A 17,280-nucleotide genomic window follows, 5' to 3' on the forward strand; every position below is an offset into this window, starting at 1 on the left:
TTCGGCGAGCGTGTCCGGTCCGTGTCCGCGGTTCCGACCTCCTCGTGTCAGCCCCCGAAACACCAGGAGACGGAAATGCGCGAGATCGTCTACGCGGTCCACACTTCGCTCGACGGCTGCGTCGAGGGCCCGAACGGCGAATTCGACTGGCCGGTCATGGGCGTGGAGCTGTCCGGCTACTCGCGGGAGCTGTCCGCGAGCTGTGGCGAGTTCGCCTACGGGCGGAAGGTCTGGGACATGATGTCCGGGTACTGGCCGAACGCCGAGTCGATCTCGGACCACCCGCACGACATCGCCTTCGCGCCCGTGTGGCGGGAGACGCCGAAGGTCGTGTTCTCGCGGACGCTCGAGAAGGCGGATTGGAACACCCGGGTCGTCGGCGGCGACCTCGGCGACGCCGTGGCCTCCCTCAAAGCCGAACCGGGGAAGAACCTGCTGCTCATGGGCGGCGCGGACCTGGCCGCCGAGCTGACCGCGCGGGGCCTGATCGACGAGTACCAGGTGTTCGTGCACCCGGTCGTCCTCGGCGGCGGCAAGCGGCCGTTCGCCGAGGGCACCGCGCGGCTCGGCCTGGAACTGGTGGAGTCGCGCACGTTCGACGGCAGCGTCGTGCTCCTGCGCTTCCGCCGGGCGTGACCGCGCCGGGCCCGGGGGTTCCCCGGGCCCTCGGTGCCTCACCTCGCGTTGGCGGCCCGCAGGGCGATCCACTGCCGCATGGCGTACTCGACCAGCGTGATCAGCGTCTGCTTGGTCGACTCCCGGTCCCGCGCGTCGCAGCGGACGATCGGGATGTTCGGGTCGATCGACAGCGCCTCGCGGACGTCGTTGATGTCGTGCTCGAGCACGCCGTCGAACGTGTTGACGCCGACGATGTAGGGCAGGCCCCGGTCCTCGAAGAAGTCGATCGGGGCGAACGAGTCGGCCAGCCGGCGCGTGTCGGCCAGCACGACCGCGCCGATCGCGCCGCGGACCAGGTCGTCCCACATGAACCAGAACCGCTGCTGCCCGGGCGTGCCGAACAGGTAGAGGATCAGGTCCGCGTCCAGTGACACCCGGCCGAAGTCCATCGCCACCGTGGTCGTGGACTTGTTCGGCGTGTGGTCGAGGTTGTCGACGCCGACGCTGGCGTCGGTCATCATCGCCTCGGTGGTCAGCGGCACGATCTCCGACACCGATCCGACGAACGTCGTCTTGCCCGCGCCGAAACCGCCCGCCACCACGATCTTGGCGGATGTCATGGTCGGGGGCGCGGTGTCCCGCGGTGCCTTAAAGCCGACGGAGTCCACTCAAAACCCTTTCCATCAACACCAGATGTGCCTCGGCGCCGTCATTGCCCGTAATCGTCTTGTGCACCGTGACCAGCCCCGCGTCCGCCGCGTCGCTGATCAGCACCCGGGCCACGCCCAAAGGCACCCGCAGCGCCGAAACGATCTCGGCGACCGAACGGGGGGTCCGGCACTCTTCCATGATCGAAATGCACTCGATCTGCTCCGCGGCCACTTCGGGGAAGCCACCGGTGGCAGCGTAGTCCCTCGCGGAGACCAGCGTCTCCAGCTCCAGCGCGTAGTTGGCCCGGGTGCGGCCACCGGTCAGCGCGTAGGGCCGGACGATCGCCGTCAGCTCCTCCGGCGCGTACGGCTGTTCGAAGACCGTGGGCATCACGAACTCGCCGCTGGGCGGGCCCGGGTCGAACAGGCCACCCGGTCGGGGGCTGTCCCCGTCGGTACTGCCGGGCGGAGAGACTAAAGAGGTCACACGATCTCCTTGGTCGGCCGACGGCGCGGGCGCCGGCGGATCCGCGGCCGCGTGCGCACCGGCGGCCGGGGGTTGCGGGGACTCCTTGCTCTTCTTGCGCTTCCGGCGGGCACGGCCGGAATTCAGCGTGAACCCGTTGAGGACGTCGGCGAACGTGCCGTCGTCCCCTCGCCCGGCGGGGTTGCGCCCCTCGGGTGGTTCGCCGTCGAATCCGGACCCCGTGCTCATCGCGCCATCATCCCACCGGTTCGCCGATCAGCGACCCTCCGGAGCCCTGAAGCTGAGCACGCAGCTCCGGGGTGAGGATCTGGCCGACCCGGTCGACGAGCATCGTCATCTCGTAGGCGACCTGGCCGATGTCGCAGTTGGGGGCGGCGAGCACGGCAAGGCACGAGCCGTCGCTGATCGACATCAGCACCATGATGCCCAGCTCCATCTCGACGACGGTCTCGTTGACCGCGCCGGCTTCGAAGCACCGGGCCGCGCCCTGGGTGAGGCTGACCAGCCCGGAGGCGACCGCGGCGAGCTGGTCGGCCCGGTCGAGCGGGAGCCGGTTCGACGCGGTCAGCAGCAAGCCGTCCGCCGAGACGACCACGGCGTGGGCCACACCGGGCACCCGCTCCGCGAAGTCGTTCACCAGCCAGCCGAACTGGTTGTGCGTCGGCTGCGCGCTACTCGGCGAGGTCATTCACCCTCCAAGGTCTCGTGATTGGTCTCGGCCGCCTGCGCGGTGCGGTGGCGTCCGCGCTCGATGCCCTGCTGGAAGTTCCGCAGGCGGCCGCGCACGTCGTGTGCGTCCCGTTGTGGTCGGGGGGCCGTGGCCCCGGTGGACGGTCCTCCGGCGCTGCCCGGAAGCAGCTGCTCCCCGCGACGGCGCCGGGGCAATCCTGCCGAAGTGAACGTGGAGGGTGTCGACTGGGACACCGCTTGCACCGCGCGCCACCCGTCGTCGGTGCCGAAGTTCCACTCGGTCGTGGCCTCCACCGCGGTCTCTTCCCGGCGCGGGGCCGGGGTGCCGGGACGGCCGTTCCCGAGGGGCAGCTGCCCGGACTCCTGGAAGACGGACGGCTCGGGACCGCGGAGTTCCGGGCGCGGGCCGTTCGGCTGCGGCAGACCCGCGGACCGCTTCGGGAGGGCAGCCGGCTGAGGCTTGCCTCCGCCCGGCTGTGGGAGGGCAATCGGCTGAGACTTGGCACCGCCCGGCTGCGGCAGGGCAGTCGGCTGAGACTTGGCACCGCCCGGCTGCGGCAGAGCGGCAGGCCGGGAAGTGGCCTTCGATGGCTGGGCCCGCTGAGGTTTGGCATCGCCCGGCTGGGGCAGACCGGCCGGCTCCGAAGCGGTTTGGCCGGGCTCCGGCGGAACGGCGGGCTGCGAAGCGGCCTTCGACGGCTGCGGCAGAGCACTCTGCTCCGATCCCGACGGAGCCGGTGGGGAGCCGTCCGCAGGCGGCTGGGCTCCGGCCGCGAAGACATTCCCTTGCCGCCCAGGCTGCAAACCGCGCGTGGGCGCCGGGTCCTGCGGTGTCGAGGGGTGGGAGCCATCGGGCTGCGGGGTGGCTTGCGCGGCCGCCGGTTGCTCGAACGCACCCGACACCGGCTGGGCCGAACCCCGCTCCGGCGTTACCGGCGAGCCCGGAGCCTGCGGGGTGGCCTGCTGCGCGGAGCCCGGCTGCTGCGTCGGCTGCTGGGCCGGCTGTCCGACCGCTCCCGCGGCGCCCTGGGCCGTGCCCAGCCCCGGGACGATCGACGGATCCGTTCCCGCCTGCTGAGCCGCCCCGCGCTGCTGGCCCGGCTTGGGCCGCTGCCCCGCGGCCTGGCGCATCTGGCGGCGGCCGCGGGTCACGCCCTGCTGGAAGCTGCTCAGCCGGCCGCGGACCTCCGCGGGATCGCGGACCGGCAGGTCCGGGCGGGCCGGGGCCGGCTCGGGGGTGATCCCGGCCGGGGTCGCGCTGCCCGGGAGGAGCTGCTCGCCGCGGCGGCGGCGCGGGAGGCCTGCCTCGGTGAACGCCGTCGGCTCGGACTTCGTCACCGCCTGGACCGTGCGGAAGTTCTCGTCGCTCGCGAAGTCCCAGCTGCGCCGCTCCGGCGGTGTCGCCTCCGGCGGTGCCTCCTGGGATGCGGCCGGTTCCTCGCCGGCCGCCGGCTTGTCCTCGCGGAACCACGCCGACAGCATCTCGTCGAAGATCGGCGTCGTCTCCGAGCGGTCGGGGGTCGGCGGCGGGGGCGGCTCCGAGACCGCGGTCGCCTCCTGCCACCAGTCGCTGAGCGTGGTCTCGTTGGCCGTGAACAGGTCCTTGCCCGCCGGCAGGTCGTCCGCCCGCGGCGGCTGCGGGACCGGCGGCCGCTGCGGCTGCGGCTGCGGCTGCGGCAACGGCAACGGCAACGGCAACGGCAACGGCAGCACCGCGGGCACCGGCGGCAGGGCCGGGCGCTGCGGCGGGACGTCGTCGTCCTTCGCGATCGGGGCGAACAGGGCCGTGCCGGAGATCTCCAGGTCCGACGGCGGGCGCACGGCCTGGCCGCCGGACAGGCCGGCGAGGTCGCTCGCCGAGGGCCACCGCTCCTCGCCCATCGCCGGCTGCTGCGGCACCACCGGCCGCGGGCGGGCGTGGCCGTTGACCGGGCGGCGGGGCAGCTGGTGGCCCGCCGCCGGGCTCGCCGGATGCTGCTGCAGGGCGCCGATCGGGCCGGTCGCCGGGCCGTCGGTCACCGGCGTCACCAGCTCCGCCGGGACGACGACCGTGGCGCGGACGCCCACGATGTCCTTGCCGCCGTGCAGCGACACCCCGACCCGGTGCCTGCTGGCCAGCCGGCCGACGACGAACAGGCCCATGCGCCGCGACGTGACCAGGTCGACCGATCCGGCCTCGGTCAGCCGGGTGTTGGCCTCGGCGACCTCGGCCTCGTTCATGCCGATGCCCTTGTCCAGGATGTCGATGTTGAGCGAGCCGTCCTCGCCCAGCCGCGACGCCACGGTCACCGTGGTCTCCGGCGCGGAGAACGCCGTGGCGTTGTCCAGCAGCTCGGCGACCAGGCGCATCAGGTCACTCGCGGCGTAGCCCACGATCCGGGCCGGGGGCGGCGGCTGCACCTGGACCCGCTGGTACTGCTCGATCTCCGACACCGCGGCGCGGAGCATGTCGGTGGTGCCGACCGGCTTCCCGGACCGGCGGCCCGGCTCGGCACCCGACAGCACCATCAGGTTCTCGTTGTTGCGCCGCATCCGGGTGGCGAGGTGGTCGAGCTGGAACAGCGTCGCCAGCTGGTCGGCGTCCTCCTCGTCCCGCTCGAGCTGCTCGATCAGCTGCAGCTGCCGCTGCACCAGGCTCTGGCTGCGCCGCGAAAGGTTGACGAACACGCTGCCGTAGCCGGTGCGCATCGCGGCCTGCTCGGTCGCCAGCCGCAGGGCCTGGTGGTGCACCTTGTCGAAGGCGCGCGCGACCTCGCCGACCTCGTCGTTGGTCAGCACCGGGACCGGCTGCACGTCGGTGCCCTGCGCGCGGCCCTCCTGGATGTTGCGGACCGCCGCCGGCAGCGCGGTCTCGGCGACGTCGAGGGCGCTGCGGCGCAGCACTTTCAGCGAGCGCAGGAGCTGCCGGGTGATGAGGAAGACGACCGCGACGGCCAGCACCATCGCGGCGAACAGCAGCACCGCGAGCAGGCCGGCGCCGCTGCTGGACTCGTCGACCAGGTTCGCCGCCGTCTGCGACGCCGACGCGCCGAGCCGGTCGGCGACCTGGCCGATCTGCGTGCGCATCGCGGCGGAGGCGGCGTTCCAGTCCGCGGCAGGCAGCGCGCGGAACGCGTCGTCCACCGCGCCGCTCGATGCGTTCAGCACCGTCTCGACCATCCGGGCCCGGCTCTGCGCCTGCGTGCCTTCGGCGATCGCCGCGAAATCGCGCTGCAGCGTGTCGCCCGCCGCGGACCGGAAGTCGACGAGCCGGTCGGCGAGCCGCAGCTCGGCGGCGCGCAGGGTGGCGAGCTCACTCGGGGTGAGCGCGCCGCGGCCGATGCCGTAGGAGACGAGTGCCTGGCTGATCGACACCTGCTCGCCGGCGACCAGCAGCTCGTGCAGCCCGGCCGGCGTGCCGCCGAGGGTGCCGTCGCCGGCGCCCGCGGTGACCGCGGTGTCGAGGCTGATGAGCGACCCGGTGACGGCGGCGTACGCGGTGATGGCCTGGCCGGAGTCGAGCTGGCCGCCGTCGACCTGACGGCGCAGGAAGGCGACGTTGCCCAGTTGCGCGGTGGCCGCGCCCGCGGCTCCGGCCACACCGGGCTCGGCTTCGGCCGCGCGGGCCTGCTCCGCGGTGAACGGGCCGGTCGCGGCGTCCGTGGCCGTGCGCGCCGCGGCCAGTTCGGGGGTGCCGCCAACGGTGCCCTCGGTCAGCATCGCCGCGGTGATCGTGCGCTCCTGCTGGAGTGCGCCGGTGAGCGCGCGCACCCCGCCGCCGAGCGCGACGAGCCGGTCGAGCCGCTGGTAGTCGTCCGAGCGGCCGACCTGCGCGGCGATCGTCGTGCTGCCCAGCACCAGCGCGAGGACGATCGGCACGACGGTGACGGCGGAAAGCTTGACGGGCAGGCTCCAGTCGCGCCATTGCACGAGGGCGCGCCACACGGCCTTCCCCTTCGACCGCCGGGGCGCTCGGCCGAGCAGTTCCCCGACGGGCACCTGACCTTCTCCTGCAACGGTCACGTGAGTGACTCCCTGTCCGGCGTCATGGATCCGCGTCGGCGGCGCGGCGTCCCGGCTCGCAGCAGGCCGTCGGACGGCCGTGCCGTCCCCACCCTGCCGCTTTCCCGGCGCCCTCGCTCGTCCCCGGCCGCCCCGCCGTCCGCGCGCCCGTCGTCGGGCGGGCACCGCCCCGTCCCGTGCCCGGGACTGTGCTGCCCGGGACTATGCACGTGCACGTCGCAAGTTGCGGAGTGCACGGTGATCGAGATCAACTTTATCGGTGCCAATCCATCGCTGCGGTCAGCTGGGCCAAAGAATCGTACCCCCGATGCCCTTGCGGTCAATTGTGTTCCCCGTTCGGGCGCTGACCAGGGAAAAGTGCTTTCCCGGCCGGACACGGACCCGGACATTACGCCTCACCGCCGCCGAAGAGGCAATTCCGGTTACCGGAAGCGGAACCCAAGAGCCTCCGGCCGTCACCCGATTAGCCCAGGCAGGGTAGCAGTGTCCCTCGGACGATCTACACTGCGTACCACCAACGGGTGGGTCAAGTCTCAAGGTGTGCCCGATGTTGTGGCGTTCTGCGCCACCCTGCACCGACCCGGTGATTTCTTTCGAAACAGCGCGCTGACCAGTGGACCTTCACCCTCCTGCCGCCGCCGGAACACACGCATCAGCCCTATCGCCCCCGCGATTCGGCTACCTTCCGTAACCAGCAAGCAGGGATGATCCACACCGTTACCCCGTTTGTCGTAGTTCCCTCCGGCCTTGACAACGTGCCGTCACAATTCTTTTCAGCATTACGGACGTTCCGCGCATCCCTTGTCGCCGATCGCCCTTTCGACGCCGCCCGACGTGTTCGACAGGAAAACGAATACCGTCCGGGCGGACCGACCGGACGGTCCGGCCACCTTCGGCATGGGCCGGACGGCCTAGTTACGATGTGCCCTCGCAGTCCGCAAGGGCGGTCCGGCGCCCTGCCCGCAGGCGCCCGGGCCCGCCGCCACGGAGGCTCTGCCGGAGGCACCATGTACGACGTAGCGCGGCCCGCGCCGGGCAACGCCCTCGAGGAGACGAGCCGGATACCGGTCCTGCCCGCCGGGGACCACCACCCCGCCGGGGTCCGGCCCGGCACGCCCGCCGCCCGCACCGGCCCCGACTACCCCGCGATCCAGGCCAGCCCCGAGTTCGTCTCGCTGCGCCGCCGGTTCCGGGGGTTCGTCTTCCCGATGAGCTTCGCCTTTTTCGCCTGGTACATGACTTACGTGCTGCTGGCCGCCTACGCGCACGACTTCATGAGCCGCAAGGTGTTCGGCCAGGTCAACGTGGCCATCCTGCTCGGCCTCGGCCAGTTCGCCAGCACCGCGCTGGTCACCTGGCTGTACCTGCGCTACGCGCGCCGCCGGCTCGATCCGCAGGTCGCCGCGCTCCGGGCCCGCGCCGGCCTGGTGGAAGAGCAGCGCCGATGACCACGCTCGCCGCCGGTGGGGTGGCTGCCAGCGATCCGATCGTGAACACCGTCGTGTTCGCCCTGTTCGTGGCGATCACGCTGTACGTCGTCTACCGGGCCGGCAGCCGGACCTCTTCGACGTCGGACTACTACGCCGCGGGCAGCGCTTTCACCGGCCGCCAGAACGGCATCGCGCTTTCCGGCGACTTCCTGTCTGCGGCGTCGTTCCTCGGCATCGCGGGCGCGATCGCCGTCCACGGGTACGACGGCTTCCTCTACTCGATCGGCTTCCTGGTCGCCTGGCTGGTCGACCTGCTGCTGATCGCCGAGCTGCTGCGCAACACCGGCCGGTTCACGATGGGCGACGTGATCAGCTTCCGGATGAACCAGCGCCCGGTGCGGGCCGCGGCGGCGACGTCGACCCTGGTGATCTCCCTGTTCTACATGCTGGCGCAGATGGCGGGCGCCGGCGGCCTGGTCGCCCTGCTGCTCAACATCCACACCCGGCTCGGGCAGGCGCTGGTGATCGGCGTGGTCGGCCTGGTCATGGTGCTCTACGTCCTGGTCGGCGGGATGAAGGGCACCACGTGGGTGCAGATCATCAAGGCGGGTGTGCTGATGCTGGCCGTGGTGCTGATGGCGGTGTTCCTGTTCGGCAAGTACGGCTTCAGCTTCTCGAACCTGCTTTCGGCCGCGACGGAGAAGAGCCCGCTGGGCGAGCACCTCCTGGAACCGGGCGGCTCCTACGGCAAGGACAACACCACCAAGCTCGACTTCGTGTCGCTCGCGCTGGCCCTGGTCCTCGGCCTGTCCTCGCTGCCCCACCTGCTGATGCGCTTCTACACGGTGCCGAACTCCTTCGAGGCGCGCCGCTCGGTCGTCTGGGCCACCGTGTGCATGCTCATCTTCTACGTGTGCACGCTGGTGATCGGCTTCGGCGCGGCCGCGCTGGTCGGCGCGGACGAGATCAAGGCCGCGCCGGGCGGGGAGAACTCGGCGGCGCCGCTGCTGGCACTGCACATCGGCGGAACGCTGCTGCTGGGCGTGATCGCCGCGGTGGCGTTCGCGACGATCCTCGCGGTGGTCGCCGGGCTGACGATCACCGCGTCGGCCTCGTTCGCCCACGACGTCTACGCGAACATCTTCAAGCGCGGCAAGGCCGAACCGGCGGACGAGGTCCGGGTGGCACGGCTGACCGCGATCGTGGTGGGTGCGCTGGCGATCGTCGGCGGCGTGCTGGCGAACGGGCAGAACGTCGCGTTCCTGGTGGCACTGGCGTTCGCGGTGGCGGCGTCGGCGAACCTGTCCACGCTGCTGTACTCGTTGTTCTGGAAGCGGTTCAACACCACCGGCACGCTGTGGGGCATGTACGGCGGCCTGATCGCGTGCCTGCTGCTGGTGCTCTTCTCGCCGGTCGTCTCGGGTGCCCCGGACGCGATCCTCAAGAGCGTCGACTTCGCCTGGTTCCCGCTGAAGAACCCGGGCCTGGTCTCGATCCCGTTCTCGTTCGTGTGCGGGTTCGTCGGAACGCTGGCGGGCAAGCCGAAGGCGGACGCGGAGAAGCAGGCGGAGATGGAGGTCCGCGCGATGACCGGCATCGGAAGCTGAGCCGCCGTCAGGCGCGCAGGCCGTCCAGGATCACGTTCAGCACGCGCTTGCCGTCCTCCGGGCTGCAGTTGCGCACCGCCATGCCGGCGCCGTGCCCGAGGCGCAGGACGTCCGCGGCGACGACGTCCGGCCGGAGCAGCCCGGCGTCCTGCCCCGCTTCGACGAGCACACCCGTCGCTTCGCGAAGCCGCTTCTGGCAGTACTGGAAGGTCTCCGAGCCGGCGTCGATCGACTCCTTGAGGATCATCGCCAGCTTGTACCGCTCGACCACCCAGGTCACCTGGGCGAGCAGCCAGGCTTCGAGGGCTTCCCACGGGGGCAGCTCGTCGTGCAGCACGAACGCGCGATCGGCGAGCACCTCGATCTCGTCGCGGTAGACCGCTTCGAAGAGCTTCTCCCGGGTCGGGAAGTGCCGGTACAGGGTGCCCGCGCCGACGCCGGCCTTCTTCGCGACGTCGTCCAGCGGCACGTCGGCGCCGTGCGCGGTGAAGAGGTCCTTCGCCGTCGCGACGATGCGTTCGTAGTTGCGCCGCGCGTCCGCGCGCATCGGACGGTCCGTGCCCGGCATCCCGGCCTCCTCGCCACGTAACCGGAGAGATTCTCCGAATTCACTTGCGCATCCGGAGACACTCTCCATATTATCGGATCACACCAAGCGGAGAAAGTCTCCGCTTCTCTCGTGCTCCTTGGGGGAGTATTCCTTGTCGCAGCAGACGATCGACCGCGCGCCCGCGCCGGCGCGCCCCCACCGCAGCGGGCTGGTCCTCGCGATCATCCTCACCTGCCAGCTCATGCTCGTCCTCGACGCGACCGTGATGAACGTCGCGCTCCCACGCATCCAGTCCGACCTGGGGTTTTCCGCCACCGGCCTGTCCTGGGTGATGACGGCCTACAGCCTCGCCTTCGGCGGCCTGCTGCTGCTCGGCGGCCGGGCGGGCGACCTGTTCGGACGGCGGCGGATGTTCGTCGCGGGCATCACCGTGTTCACGCTCGCCTCGCTGGCCGGCGGCCTCGCCGGTTCCGCCACGCTGCTCATCACCGCCCGCGTCCTGCAGGGCATCGGCGCCGCCATGGCGGGTCCGAGCACCCTGGCGCTGGTCACGACGACGTTCACCGAGGCCAAGGCCCGCGTCCGCGCACTGGCACTGTTCTCCGCGATGTCCAGCGGCGGCTTCGCGATCGGCCTGATCGTCGGCGGGCTGCTCACCGAGTGGATCTCGTGGCGCGCCGCGCTGTTCATCAACGTGCCGTTCGGCGTCGCGATCGCCCTGCTCGCCCCGCGGTTCGTGGCCGAACCGGAACGCCGCCGGGCGCACCTGGACCTGCCCGGCGCGGTCACCGGCACCCTCGGCGTCGGCGCGCTCGTGTTCGCCTTCACCCACGCCGCGTCCGGCGGCTGGGGCAACGCGGTGACGCTCGGCTCGCTCGCCGCCGGCCTGGCGCTGCTCGCCGGCTTCGTCGTCATCGAAGCCCGCACGGCGCTGCCGCTGGTCCCGCTGCGGCTGTTCGCCGACCGCAACCGCAGCGCGGCCTACGTCAACTTCTTCCTCGCGCCGATGGCGATGATGTCGATGTTCTTCTTCCTCACCCAGTTCATGCAGGACATCCGCCACTTCGCCGCGCTGGCCACCGGGTTCGCCTTCCTCCCGATGGCGGTGCTGATCTTCGGCATCAGCAGGCTCGTGCCGCGGCTGCTCCCCCGCTACGGCCCGAAGCCGCTGGCCGTGACCGGCTCGGTGCTGATGGTCACCGGCGTCACCTGGCTCGCGCTGCTCACCACGGACAGCCCGTACTTCCCGGCGTTGCTGGGGCCGCTGCTGCTGATGGGACTGGGCGGCGGCCTGGCGTTCGCGCCGCTGAACGTGATCGTGATGGCCACCGTGCCCGCCGGGGACGCGGGTGCCGCGGGCGGCGTGCTGCAGACGATGCAGCAGGTCGGCAGCACCCTGGGGCTGGCCATTCTGGTCACGGTGTTCGGCTCGGTGACCCGCTCGGGGGCCGCGGCGGGCACGACCGGGCCGCAGCTCGTGGTCGACGGCATGACGGCGGCGTTCGCCACGGCCGCGGTCATCGCGGCCGGCACCGTCCTGGTGGCGCTGACCTTCCGCCGTCAGGCCGCGGCTACAGCTTCTGCCCGGCCTTGACCTTGTGCGTCACCCGGCGCTCGACGAGGAACGAGACGAACGGGACGCAGCCGGCCAGCAGCACGAGCACGGTGCCCTTGATCGACCAGCGGGCCTTGATCGCCAGGTCGATGGTCAGCACCAGGTAGATCATGTACAGCACGCCGTGGATCGGCGAGTAGACCGCCGACGGCGTCGGGTTGCCGAATGCGTACCGCAGCACCATCACGAAGCACAGGCCGAGCAGGCCGACACCGGTGACGTAGGCGGCGGTGCGGAACCGGACGAGGGGGCCGGCGAGCGGCACCGCGGTCTGGTGGGCGCCTTCGGTGCTGGTGGTCATCGGGTCGTGGTCCTCACTCTGCGGCCTGCTGGTCGCGGGCGTGCAGCTCGCGCAGGTAACGGTTGTAGGCGGCCAGCTCTTCGTCCTCGTCCGTCCGCGGCGCCTCCGCGGCGCCGGGACGGGGACGGGGGGCGGGCACCTCGGCGACGCGGGTCTCCGGCGCGGGCTCCCGCGGCTCGGCGGCCGCCTTCAGCCGCAGCTGCCGGATCCGCCAGAACATGAAGGCCGGGAAGAGACCGAACAGCGGCCACTGCAGGACGTAGCCGAGGTTCTGGAAGGTGCCGTTGGCCGACGTGAAGCGGTCCCACTGCCACCAGGCGAGGCCGCAGCAGACGAGCAGGCTCACCAGGCAGGTCGCGACGATCGCGATCCGCCGTCCCCAGGGGGAAGCCGCCGGTGGCGGGGAAGCTGGCACGCTTCGACGCTAGCACTGGACGGCTGAGGAACAACGCGCGGTCGCCGGGCGAGGTGGCCGGGCTCTCAGCGTTGTCCCCAGCCCGGGCTGATTGTGGACAGTTCGGTCGCCGAGTGCCGTTTTCCGGCTGTCCGCCGGTGGTCGCCGATAGACTGGATCCGGGGTCAGCCCCCAGGGACGGGTGGGGCGACGAAAGTGGCCGATCAGCTCTGTTTGCGCACCGACTGCGCCGCCTTGGCGTAGCCATCCGCCAAGCCGAACACCTTCTGCGCGTACTCCGTCGAGTTGTTGTACGACAGGATCCCCGCCCACCACCCCGACGGGCTCGCCATGTCGCGGCCGCCCGCGCACAGGTAGCGGGCCGCCGCCAGAGCCGCGTCGTCGATCTGCTGGGGGTCGCCGAGACCGTCGCCGTTGCCGTCGGACGCCCACTTGCGCCACGTGCCCGGGATGAACTGCATCGGGCCGACCGCCCGGTCGACTCCGGCGTCGCCGTCGTAGCGGCCGCCGTCGGTGTCGCCGATCGCCTGGACGCCGGCGGAACCGTCGAGCGGGACGCCCACGATCGGCTTGGACGGGCGCCCGTCCGCGCCGAGCACCGCGCCGGCGTACTGGCCGTGGTTGGACTCGATGCGGCCGATGCCGGCCAGCGTCGCCCACGAGATCTTGCAGTTCGGCTGGTCCGCGCGCATCGCCAGCTCGGCGTTGCCGTAGGCCGACAGCGCCCGCGCCGGGACGCCGGTGACCGCGGCGACCTGGCTCGCCCACTGCGCGAGCGTCGCCGGGCCGGTGCTGCGCGAGCGGGCCTGCTGCGGGCTCGTCTGCTGCTCGGCCCCGCCCGCCACCGCACCGCCGGCCGGAGCGACCGACCCCGGGCGAACGTCGGCCGCCTTGACCTGCAGGGCGGGGATTTCGGTGGTCGTCGGGCTCGCCTCCGGCGTCGCGGCGCGGGTGACGAGCCAGATCCCGCCGCCGGCCACGGCCAGCACGGCGAGGACCACGATCAGCCGGGTGAGCACGGCCACGCCCGGAGAGCGCGGTGCCGGTGCGGCGGGGGCGGCTTCACCGGCACGGGGGCCGGTCGGGTCGTCCTCGGTCTTTCCGGTCCTGGTGCGCACGAAACTCCGGTCCTCCAGCGTGGTCGACGAAAGGTCAACGAGCCCGCGCAGGTTAGCGTTACGCGGGTCGTCCCGATCGTCTCACCACACCGGGTCACCCGGCCGAGTGGAAACCGGCTCGTCAGGCAGACTTCTGCTGACGCGCGAGCCGGGCCACGCACCAGGCCGGGGCGCTGCCGCGGCGCAGGTGCTGCAGGACGGTCATCGGGCCGAGCCGCCTGCTCAGGTCGGACGGCGCGAGGCCGGCCGCCCGGTAGTCGAGGGCCCGCTGGTCGAGCGGGCTGAGGCCGGCGTCCCACCACTCCTCGGCCTCGGCGACGCCGCCGACCATCTGCCACCAGCCCGCGGCGGCGGTGAGGAGTTCTTCGGGCACCCCCGGCAGCCGGCGGCGCATGGCATCGAGGTAGCCGGGGTCGGCCGACTCGACCGGGACGAACCGCGACGGTCCGGACCGGGCGCGCTGGCCGGGGATGCCCGGGGCGGCCTGCGGTGGCGCATCGGCCAGCCACTCGGACGCGATCCGGTCGACCTCCTGCTCCTCGGGGGTCTGCTCGCGCTCGGCGGCCCACTGCCGGATCAACGCGTCCACTCCGGGATCTCCGGTCATCCCTGCCTCCTATGTAGGTCCCCGACGGACAGGGCCTGACGCCTGTCCCACGCGGTGGTGCCGCACGCACCAACCTGCACCTTGCTGAGAGGAAAATGCCTGCGTACCGGGGCTCTCCGAGGGGAGTGGCGAACCACCTGATCACGCAATGTGAGCACCGTAGGGCCGGGGTGGTCTCCTTCGCCAGACCCCGGGTGCCACGAATTCGCCGACCTGCGCGTTTTCGACCGCAATCCACCCGGATGGTCGAGCGTTGCAGTCCGAAATCCGGGATCGGTGACGCAGGGTGATTTACCGTCCGTTAACACGCAGAGTAGCCACCGGTACCGCCCGTGGCGGTACCGGCACGGAGAAGGGCGAGGTCAGGAGAAGAGCGCCCGGAAGAACGTGACGATCGCTTCGGCGCCGTCCTTCAGCCAGCCGAGCACGCGGTGCACGAAGTCGGCCGACTGCTGGGGCTGGGTGATCAGGAGGAACAGCACGAGCGCGACCACGCCCACGATGAGAATCTTCTTCATGCCACCCGACATGCGCTTCCTCCCCGGCTCGCCGTCCCCGTCCTGGGAGTGGCCATCCCAATACTGTAGGGAAGGCGTGCGCGGAAGACACCTCGATCGACCCCAGGAGCGGCGATGTCCCGGAACGTCCAGGTGCAGCGCGACGGCGCGGTGACGACGATCACCCTCGACCGCCCGGCGGCGCGCAACGCCGTCGACGGGCCGACCGCGGCCGAACTGGCCGACGCCTTCCGCGCCTTCGACAGCGATCCGGACGCGGCGGTCGCGGTGCTGACCGGGGCCGGTGGCGCGTTCTGCGCCGGCGCCGACCTCAAGGCGATCGGCACCGGCCGGATGAACCGGACACACCCGGACGGGGACGGCCCGATGGGCCCCACCCGGCTGGTCCTCGGCAAACCGGTGATCGCGGCGGTGCACGGGCCGGCCGTCGCGGGCGGCCTCGAGCTGGCGCTGTGGTGCGACCTGCGGGTCGCGGACACCACGGCGGTGTTCGGCGTCTTCTGCCGCCGCTGGGGCGTCCCGCTGATCGACGGCGGGACGGTGCGGCTGCCGCGCCTGATCGGCCAGTCGCGGGCGCTGGACCTGATCCTCACCGGACGGCCGGTCGAGGCCGCCGAGGCCCTCGAGATCGGCTTGGCCAACCGCCTGGTGCCGGCGGGCGAGGCGGTGACGGCGGCGCAGGAGCTGGCCCGGCAGCTCGCGGCGTTCCCGCAGGCGTGCCTGCGCGGCGACCGGCTGTCGGCGCTGACGCAGTGGGGCGAGTCCGAAGAGGACGCGCTGGCGGCGGAGTTCGCCGCGGCGATGGGCACCGGCGTCCTGGCGGCGGAGGCGGTCGACGGCGCGGCCCGCTTCGCGAACGGCGAAGGCCGGCACGGCGGTTTCTCCTGACGGGAGCGGCGCGGCCCGGCTCCTGATGGCGTGGGGTGACCGGGCGTGGCTCGACCGGGCGATCCGCCGCTCGGCTGCCCCGTTTCCGGTCAAGCGGCCGATAAGGTCTCCGGATGGACGACGATGGTTCCAGAGTCGAGCTCCGGCCGGTGGCCGAGGCCGATCTCGAGCTTCTCGAACGGCTGACCAACGACCCCGTCGCGGCGGGCGAGCACCAGTGGTTCGGCTGGCACGACCCCGGTTACCTGCGCCGCCGCTGGCTGGAGACCGGGATGCTCGGCACCGACGGCGGCATGCTCGTGCCGACGCTCGGCGGCCGCGTGCTCGGGCTGCTCTCCTGGCACCGCACCCGCACCGGGCCGGCGTCGTTCTGCTGGAACGTGGGCCTGGTGCTCGTCCAGGAAGCGCGCGGCCACGGCTACGGCACCGAAGCCCAGCGCCTGCTCGTCACCTACCTGTTCGCGCACACGCAGCTGAACCGCGTCGAAGCGACGACCGAGGTCGGCAACCGCGCCGAACAGCGCTCGCTCGAGAAAGCCGGCTTCACGCGCGAAGGCGTCCTTCGCGGCTACGACTTCCGGGACGGCGAGTGGCGCGACCACGTCATCTACTCGGTCGTGCGCCCCGACCTCGCGAAGAACTAGGCGATCACCCCGGCTTCACGCAGCTCCCCTAGGTTCGTGACGCCCAGTTCGGCGAGCACGGCCTCGGTGTCGGAACCTCTGGTGCGCGGGGCTTCCGGGGTGTCCGGCGGGGTCCGGTCGAACCGCGGCGCCGGCGCCGGCTGGACCATGCCGCCGATCTCCACGAACGTGCCGCGGGCCGCGTTGTGCGGGTGCGACGCCGCTTCCGCGGGCGACAGCACCGGGGTCAGGCACGCGTCCGTGCCTTCGGCGCGCGCGACGAGCTCGTCCCGGGTGTGCCGGACGATCGCGCCCGCGACGATTTCCCGCAGCTTCGGCCACTGCGCCTTGTCGACGTGCAACGGCAGCTCGGCCGGGTCCAGGTCCAGGACCTTGACCAGGTCGCCCCAGAACCGCATCTCGATCGCGCCGACGGCGACGTACTTGCCGTCCGCGGTTTCGTAGGTGTCGTAGAACGGGGCACCGCCGTCGAGCATGTTTTCGCCGCGCTCGTCCGACCAGAGGCCGGCCGCCTTGATGCCGTGGAGGCTGGTGGTGAGCAGCGCGGCGCCGTCGACCATCGACGCGTCGACGACCTGGCCGCGGCCCGAGGTGTTCCGTTCGTGCAGTGCGGCCAGGATGCCCATCGCGAGCAGCAGCCCGCCGCCGCCGAAGTCGCCGACGAGGTTCAGCGGTGGCACCGGCCGTTCGCCCGCGCGCCCGATCGGTTCGAGCGCGCCGGCGACGGCGATGTAGTTGATGTCGTGCCCGGCGGCCTTGGCCAGGGGGCCGTCCTGGCCCCAGCCGGTCATCCGGCCGTAGACCAGCCAGGGGTTGCGGGCGTGCACGACGTCGGGCCCGAGCCCGATCCGCTCGGCGACACCCGGCCGGAAGCCCTCGATGAGGACGTCGGCGGTGTCGCACAGCTTCAGCACCAGCTCCACGCCTTCGGGCGTCTTGGTGTTGATGCCGGCGGACCGCCGCCCGCGGGCGAGCGGGTCGGTCCCGAGGCCGATGACGTCCTCCCCCGGCTGCGCGCGGTCGACGCGGACGACGTCGGCACCGAGGTCGGCGAGGATCATCGCGGCGAACGGGCCGGGCGCGAGGCCCGCGAGTTCGACCACCTTCAGGCCGCTGAGCGGACCTGCCTTCATGTCGGGT

General features: G+C 72.1%; 17 protein-coding genes. 6 read left to right on the forward strand and 11 right to left on the reverse strand.

Going from position 1 to position 17,280, the window contains the following annotated elements:
• Window positions 1-75 precede the first annotated feature (75 nt).
• Window positions 76-636, forward strand: coding sequence for a dihydrofolate reductase family protein (locus tag AB0F15_RS22135; protein ID WP_360273211.1), 561 nt, complete (start codon window positions 76-78; stop codon window positions 634-636).
• Window positions 637-674: 38 nt separating this feature from the next.
• Here AB0F15_RS22135 and AB0F15_RS22140 read toward each other — a convergent pair whose 3' ends face one another.
• Genes AB0F15_RS22140 through AB0F15_RS22155 form a run of 4 tightly spaced genes read right to left on the reverse strand, consistent with a single transcriptional unit; the run spans window position 675 to window position 6,423 of the window.
• Entirely contained in the window at window positions 675-1,238 is a 564-nt protein-coding gene (locus AB0F15_RS22140) for an ATP/GTP-binding protein (protein ID WP_013224365.1), read from the reverse strand.
• Between the two features lie 28 nt (window positions 1,239-1,266).
• Complete coding sequence (locus tag AB0F15_RS22145) at window positions 1,267-1,983, reverse strand: DUF742 domain-containing protein (RefSeq protein ID WP_360273214.1); 717 nt, start codon at window positions 1,981-1,983, stop codon at window positions 1,267-1,269.
• Window positions 1,984-1,990: 7 nt separating this feature from the next.
• Window positions 1,991-2,443 carry a roadblock/LC7 domain-containing protein gene (locus AB0F15_RS22150; RefSeq protein WP_360273216.1) on the reverse strand — a complete coding sequence of 151 codons (453 nt, stop codon included), beginning with the start codon at window positions 2,441-2,443 and terminating at the stop codon, window positions 1,991-1,993.
• The gene (locus tag AB0F15_RS22155) at window positions 2,440-6,423 is read right to left on the reverse strand and encodes a nitrate- and nitrite sensing domain-containing protein (protein ID WP_360273312.1); all 3,984 of its coding nucleotides are present in this window, start codon (window positions 6,421-6,423) and stop codon (window positions 2,440-2,442) included. The genes AB0F15_RS22150 and AB0F15_RS22155 overlap by 4 nt, the downstream gene beginning before the upstream one ends.
• Before the next feature lie 1,031 nt (window positions 6,424-7,454).
• Between AB0F15_RS22155 and AB0F15_RS22160 the strand changes: the two genes are divergently transcribed.
• Complete coding sequence (locus tag AB0F15_RS22160) at window positions 7,455-7,895, forward strand: DUF485 domain-containing protein (protein ID WP_360273219.1); 441 nt, start codon at window positions 7,455-7,457, stop codon at window positions 7,893-7,895.
• Window positions 7,892-9,484 carry a cation acetate symporter gene (locus tag AB0F15_RS22165; RefSeq protein WP_360273222.1) on the forward strand — a complete coding sequence of 531 codons (1,593 nt, stop codon included), beginning with the start codon at window positions 7,892-7,894 and terminating at the stop codon, window positions 9,482-9,484. The genes AB0F15_RS22160 and AB0F15_RS22165 overlap by 4 nt, the downstream gene beginning before the upstream one ends.
• A gap of 7 nt (window positions 9,485-9,491) precedes the next feature.
• Here AB0F15_RS22165 and AB0F15_RS22170 read toward each other — a convergent pair whose 3' ends face one another.
• Window positions 9,492-10,052, reverse strand: coding sequence for a TetR/AcrR family transcriptional regulator (locus tag AB0F15_RS22170; RefSeq protein ID WP_360273224.1), 561 nt, complete (start codon window positions 10,050-10,052; stop codon window positions 9,492-9,494).
• Window positions 10,053-10,185: 133 nt separating this feature from the next.
• Here AB0F15_RS22170 and AB0F15_RS22175 point away from each other — a divergent pair, with 133 nt between their 5' ends.
• Window positions 10,186-11,628: an MFS transporter gene (locus AB0F15_RS22175; RefSeq protein WP_360273227.1), complete on the forward strand. Its 1,443-nt coding sequence runs from the start codon at window positions 10,186-10,188 to the stop codon at window positions 11,626-11,628.
• On the opposite strand, the gene AB0F15_RS22180 is transcribed toward AB0F15_RS22175, so the two are convergent.
• The 5 genes from AB0F15_RS22180 to AB0F15_RS22200 all read right to left on the reverse strand — a co-directional run bounded on the left by AB0F15_RS22180 (window position 11,606) and on the right by AB0F15_RS22200 (window position 14,608).
• Window positions 11,606-11,950 carry a DUF3817 domain-containing protein gene (locus AB0F15_RS22180; protein ID WP_360273229.1) on the reverse strand — a complete coding sequence of 115 codons (345 nt, stop codon included), beginning with the start codon at window positions 11,948-11,950 and terminating at the stop codon, window positions 11,606-11,608. The genes AB0F15_RS22175 and AB0F15_RS22180 overlap by 23 nt on opposite strands.
• Window positions 11,951-11,963: 13 nt before the next feature.
• Window positions 11,964-12,320 carry a hypothetical protein gene (locus tag AB0F15_RS22185; protein WP_360273315.1) on the reverse strand — a complete coding sequence of 119 codons (357 nt, stop codon included), beginning with the start codon at window positions 12,318-12,320 and terminating at the stop codon, window positions 11,964-11,966.
• 248 nt (window positions 12,321-12,568) lie between these two features.
• On the reverse strand, window positions 12,569-13,483 hold the full coding sequence (locus AB0F15_RS22190) for a lytic murein transglycosylase (protein WP_360273232.1): 915 nt from the start codon (window positions 13,481-13,483) through the stop codon (window positions 12,569-12,571).
• 121 nt (window positions 13,484-13,604) lie between these two features.
• Entirely contained in the window at window positions 13,605-14,090 is a 486-nt protein-coding gene (locus tag AB0F15_RS22195) for a helix-turn-helix transcriptional regulator (RefSeq protein WP_360273234.1), read from the reverse strand.
• A 362-nt stretch (window positions 14,091-14,452) separates the two neighbouring features.
• Window positions 14,453-14,608: a hypothetical protein gene (locus AB0F15_RS22200; protein WP_360273321.1), complete on the reverse strand. Its 156-nt coding sequence runs from the start codon at window positions 14,606-14,608 to the stop codon at window positions 14,453-14,455.
• A gap of 114 nt (window positions 14,609-14,722) precedes the next feature.
• Here AB0F15_RS22200 and AB0F15_RS22205 point away from each other — a divergent pair, with 114 nt between their 5' ends.
• Together AB0F15_RS22205 and AB0F15_RS22210 are read left to right on the forward strand one after the other, a co-directional pair.
• The gene (locus tag AB0F15_RS22205) at window positions 14,723-15,496 is read left to right on the forward strand and encodes a crotonase/enoyl-CoA hydratase family protein (protein WP_360273237.1); all 774 of its coding nucleotides are present in this window, start codon (window positions 14,723-14,725) and stop codon (window positions 15,494-15,496) included.
• A gap of 113 nt (window positions 15,497-15,609) precedes the next feature.
• Window positions 15,610-16,140, forward strand: a complete 531-nt coding sequence (locus AB0F15_RS22210) for a GNAT family protein (protein ID WP_360273239.1) — start codon at window positions 15,610-15,612, stop codon at window positions 16,138-16,140.
• On the opposite strand, the gene AB0F15_RS22215 is transcribed toward AB0F15_RS22210, so the two are convergent.
• Entirely contained in the window at window positions 16,137-17,273 is a 1,137-nt protein-coding gene (locus AB0F15_RS22215) for a CaiB/BaiF CoA-transferase family protein (protein WP_360273242.1), read from the reverse strand. The genes AB0F15_RS22210 and AB0F15_RS22215 overlap by 4 nt on opposite strands.
• Between the last annotated feature and the right edge of the window lie 7 nt (window positions 17,274-17,280).

Origin of the sequence: Amycolatopsis sp. NPDC026612 (assembly GCF_040638285.1) — a bacterium.
In the GTDB taxonomy this organism is placed as follows: Bacteria; Actinomycetota; Actinomycetes; order Mycobacteriales; family Pseudonocardiaceae; genus Amycolatopsis.

Bases quoted from the DNA above. Each gene is read 5' to 3' on its own strand.
- AB0F15_RS22135 (WP_360273211.1), top strand. From the start codon at position 76: ATGCGCGAGATCGTCTACGCGGTCCACACTTCGCTCGACGGCTGCGTC.
- AB0F15_RS22140 (WP_013224365.1), bottom strand. From the start codon at position 1,238: ATGACATCCGCCAAGATCGTGGTGGCGGGCGGTTTCGGCGCGGGCAAG.
- AB0F15_RS22145 (WP_360273214.1), bottom strand. From the start codon at position 1,983: ATGAGCACGGGGTCCGGATTCGACGGCGAACCACCCGAGGGGCGCAAC.
- AB0F15_RS22150 (WP_360273216.1), bottom strand. From the start codon at position 2,443: ATGACCTCGCCGAGTAGCGCGCAGCCGACGCACAACCAGTTCGGCTGG.
- AB0F15_RS22160 (WP_360273219.1), top strand. From the start codon at position 7,455: ATGTACGACGTAGCGCGGCCCGCGCCGGGCAACGCCCTCGAGGAGACG.
- AB0F15_RS22165 (WP_360273222.1), top strand. From the start codon at position 7,892: ATGACCACGCTCGCCGCCGGTGGGGTGGCTGCCAGCGATCCGATCGTG.
- AB0F15_RS22170 (WP_360273224.1), bottom strand. From the start codon at position 10,052: ATGCCGGGCACGGACCGTCCGATGCGCGCGGACGCGCGGCGCAACTAC.
- AB0F15_RS22180 (WP_360273229.1), bottom strand. From the start codon at position 11,950: ATGACCACCAGCACCGAAGGCGCCCACCAGACCGCGGTGCCGCTCGCC.
- AB0F15_RS22195 (WP_360273234.1), bottom strand. From the start codon at position 14,090: ATGACCGGAGATCCCGGAGTGGACGCGTTGATCCGGCAGTGGGCCGCC.
- AB0F15_RS22200 (WP_360273321.1), bottom strand. From the start codon at position 14,608: ATGAAGAAGATTCTCATCGTGGGCGTGGTCGCGCTCGTGCTGTTCCTC.
- AB0F15_RS22205 (WP_360273237.1), top strand. From the start codon at position 14,723: ATGTCCCGGAACGTCCAGGTGCAGCGCGACGGCGCGGTGACGACGATC.
- AB0F15_RS22210 (WP_360273239.1), top strand. From the start codon at position 15,610: ATGGACGACGATGGTTCCAGAGTCGAGCTCCGGCCGGTGGCCGAGGCC.
- AB0F15_RS22215 (WP_360273242.1), bottom strand. From the start codon at position 17,273: ATGAAGGCAGGTCCGCTCAGCGGCCTGAAGGTGGTCGAACTCGCGGGC.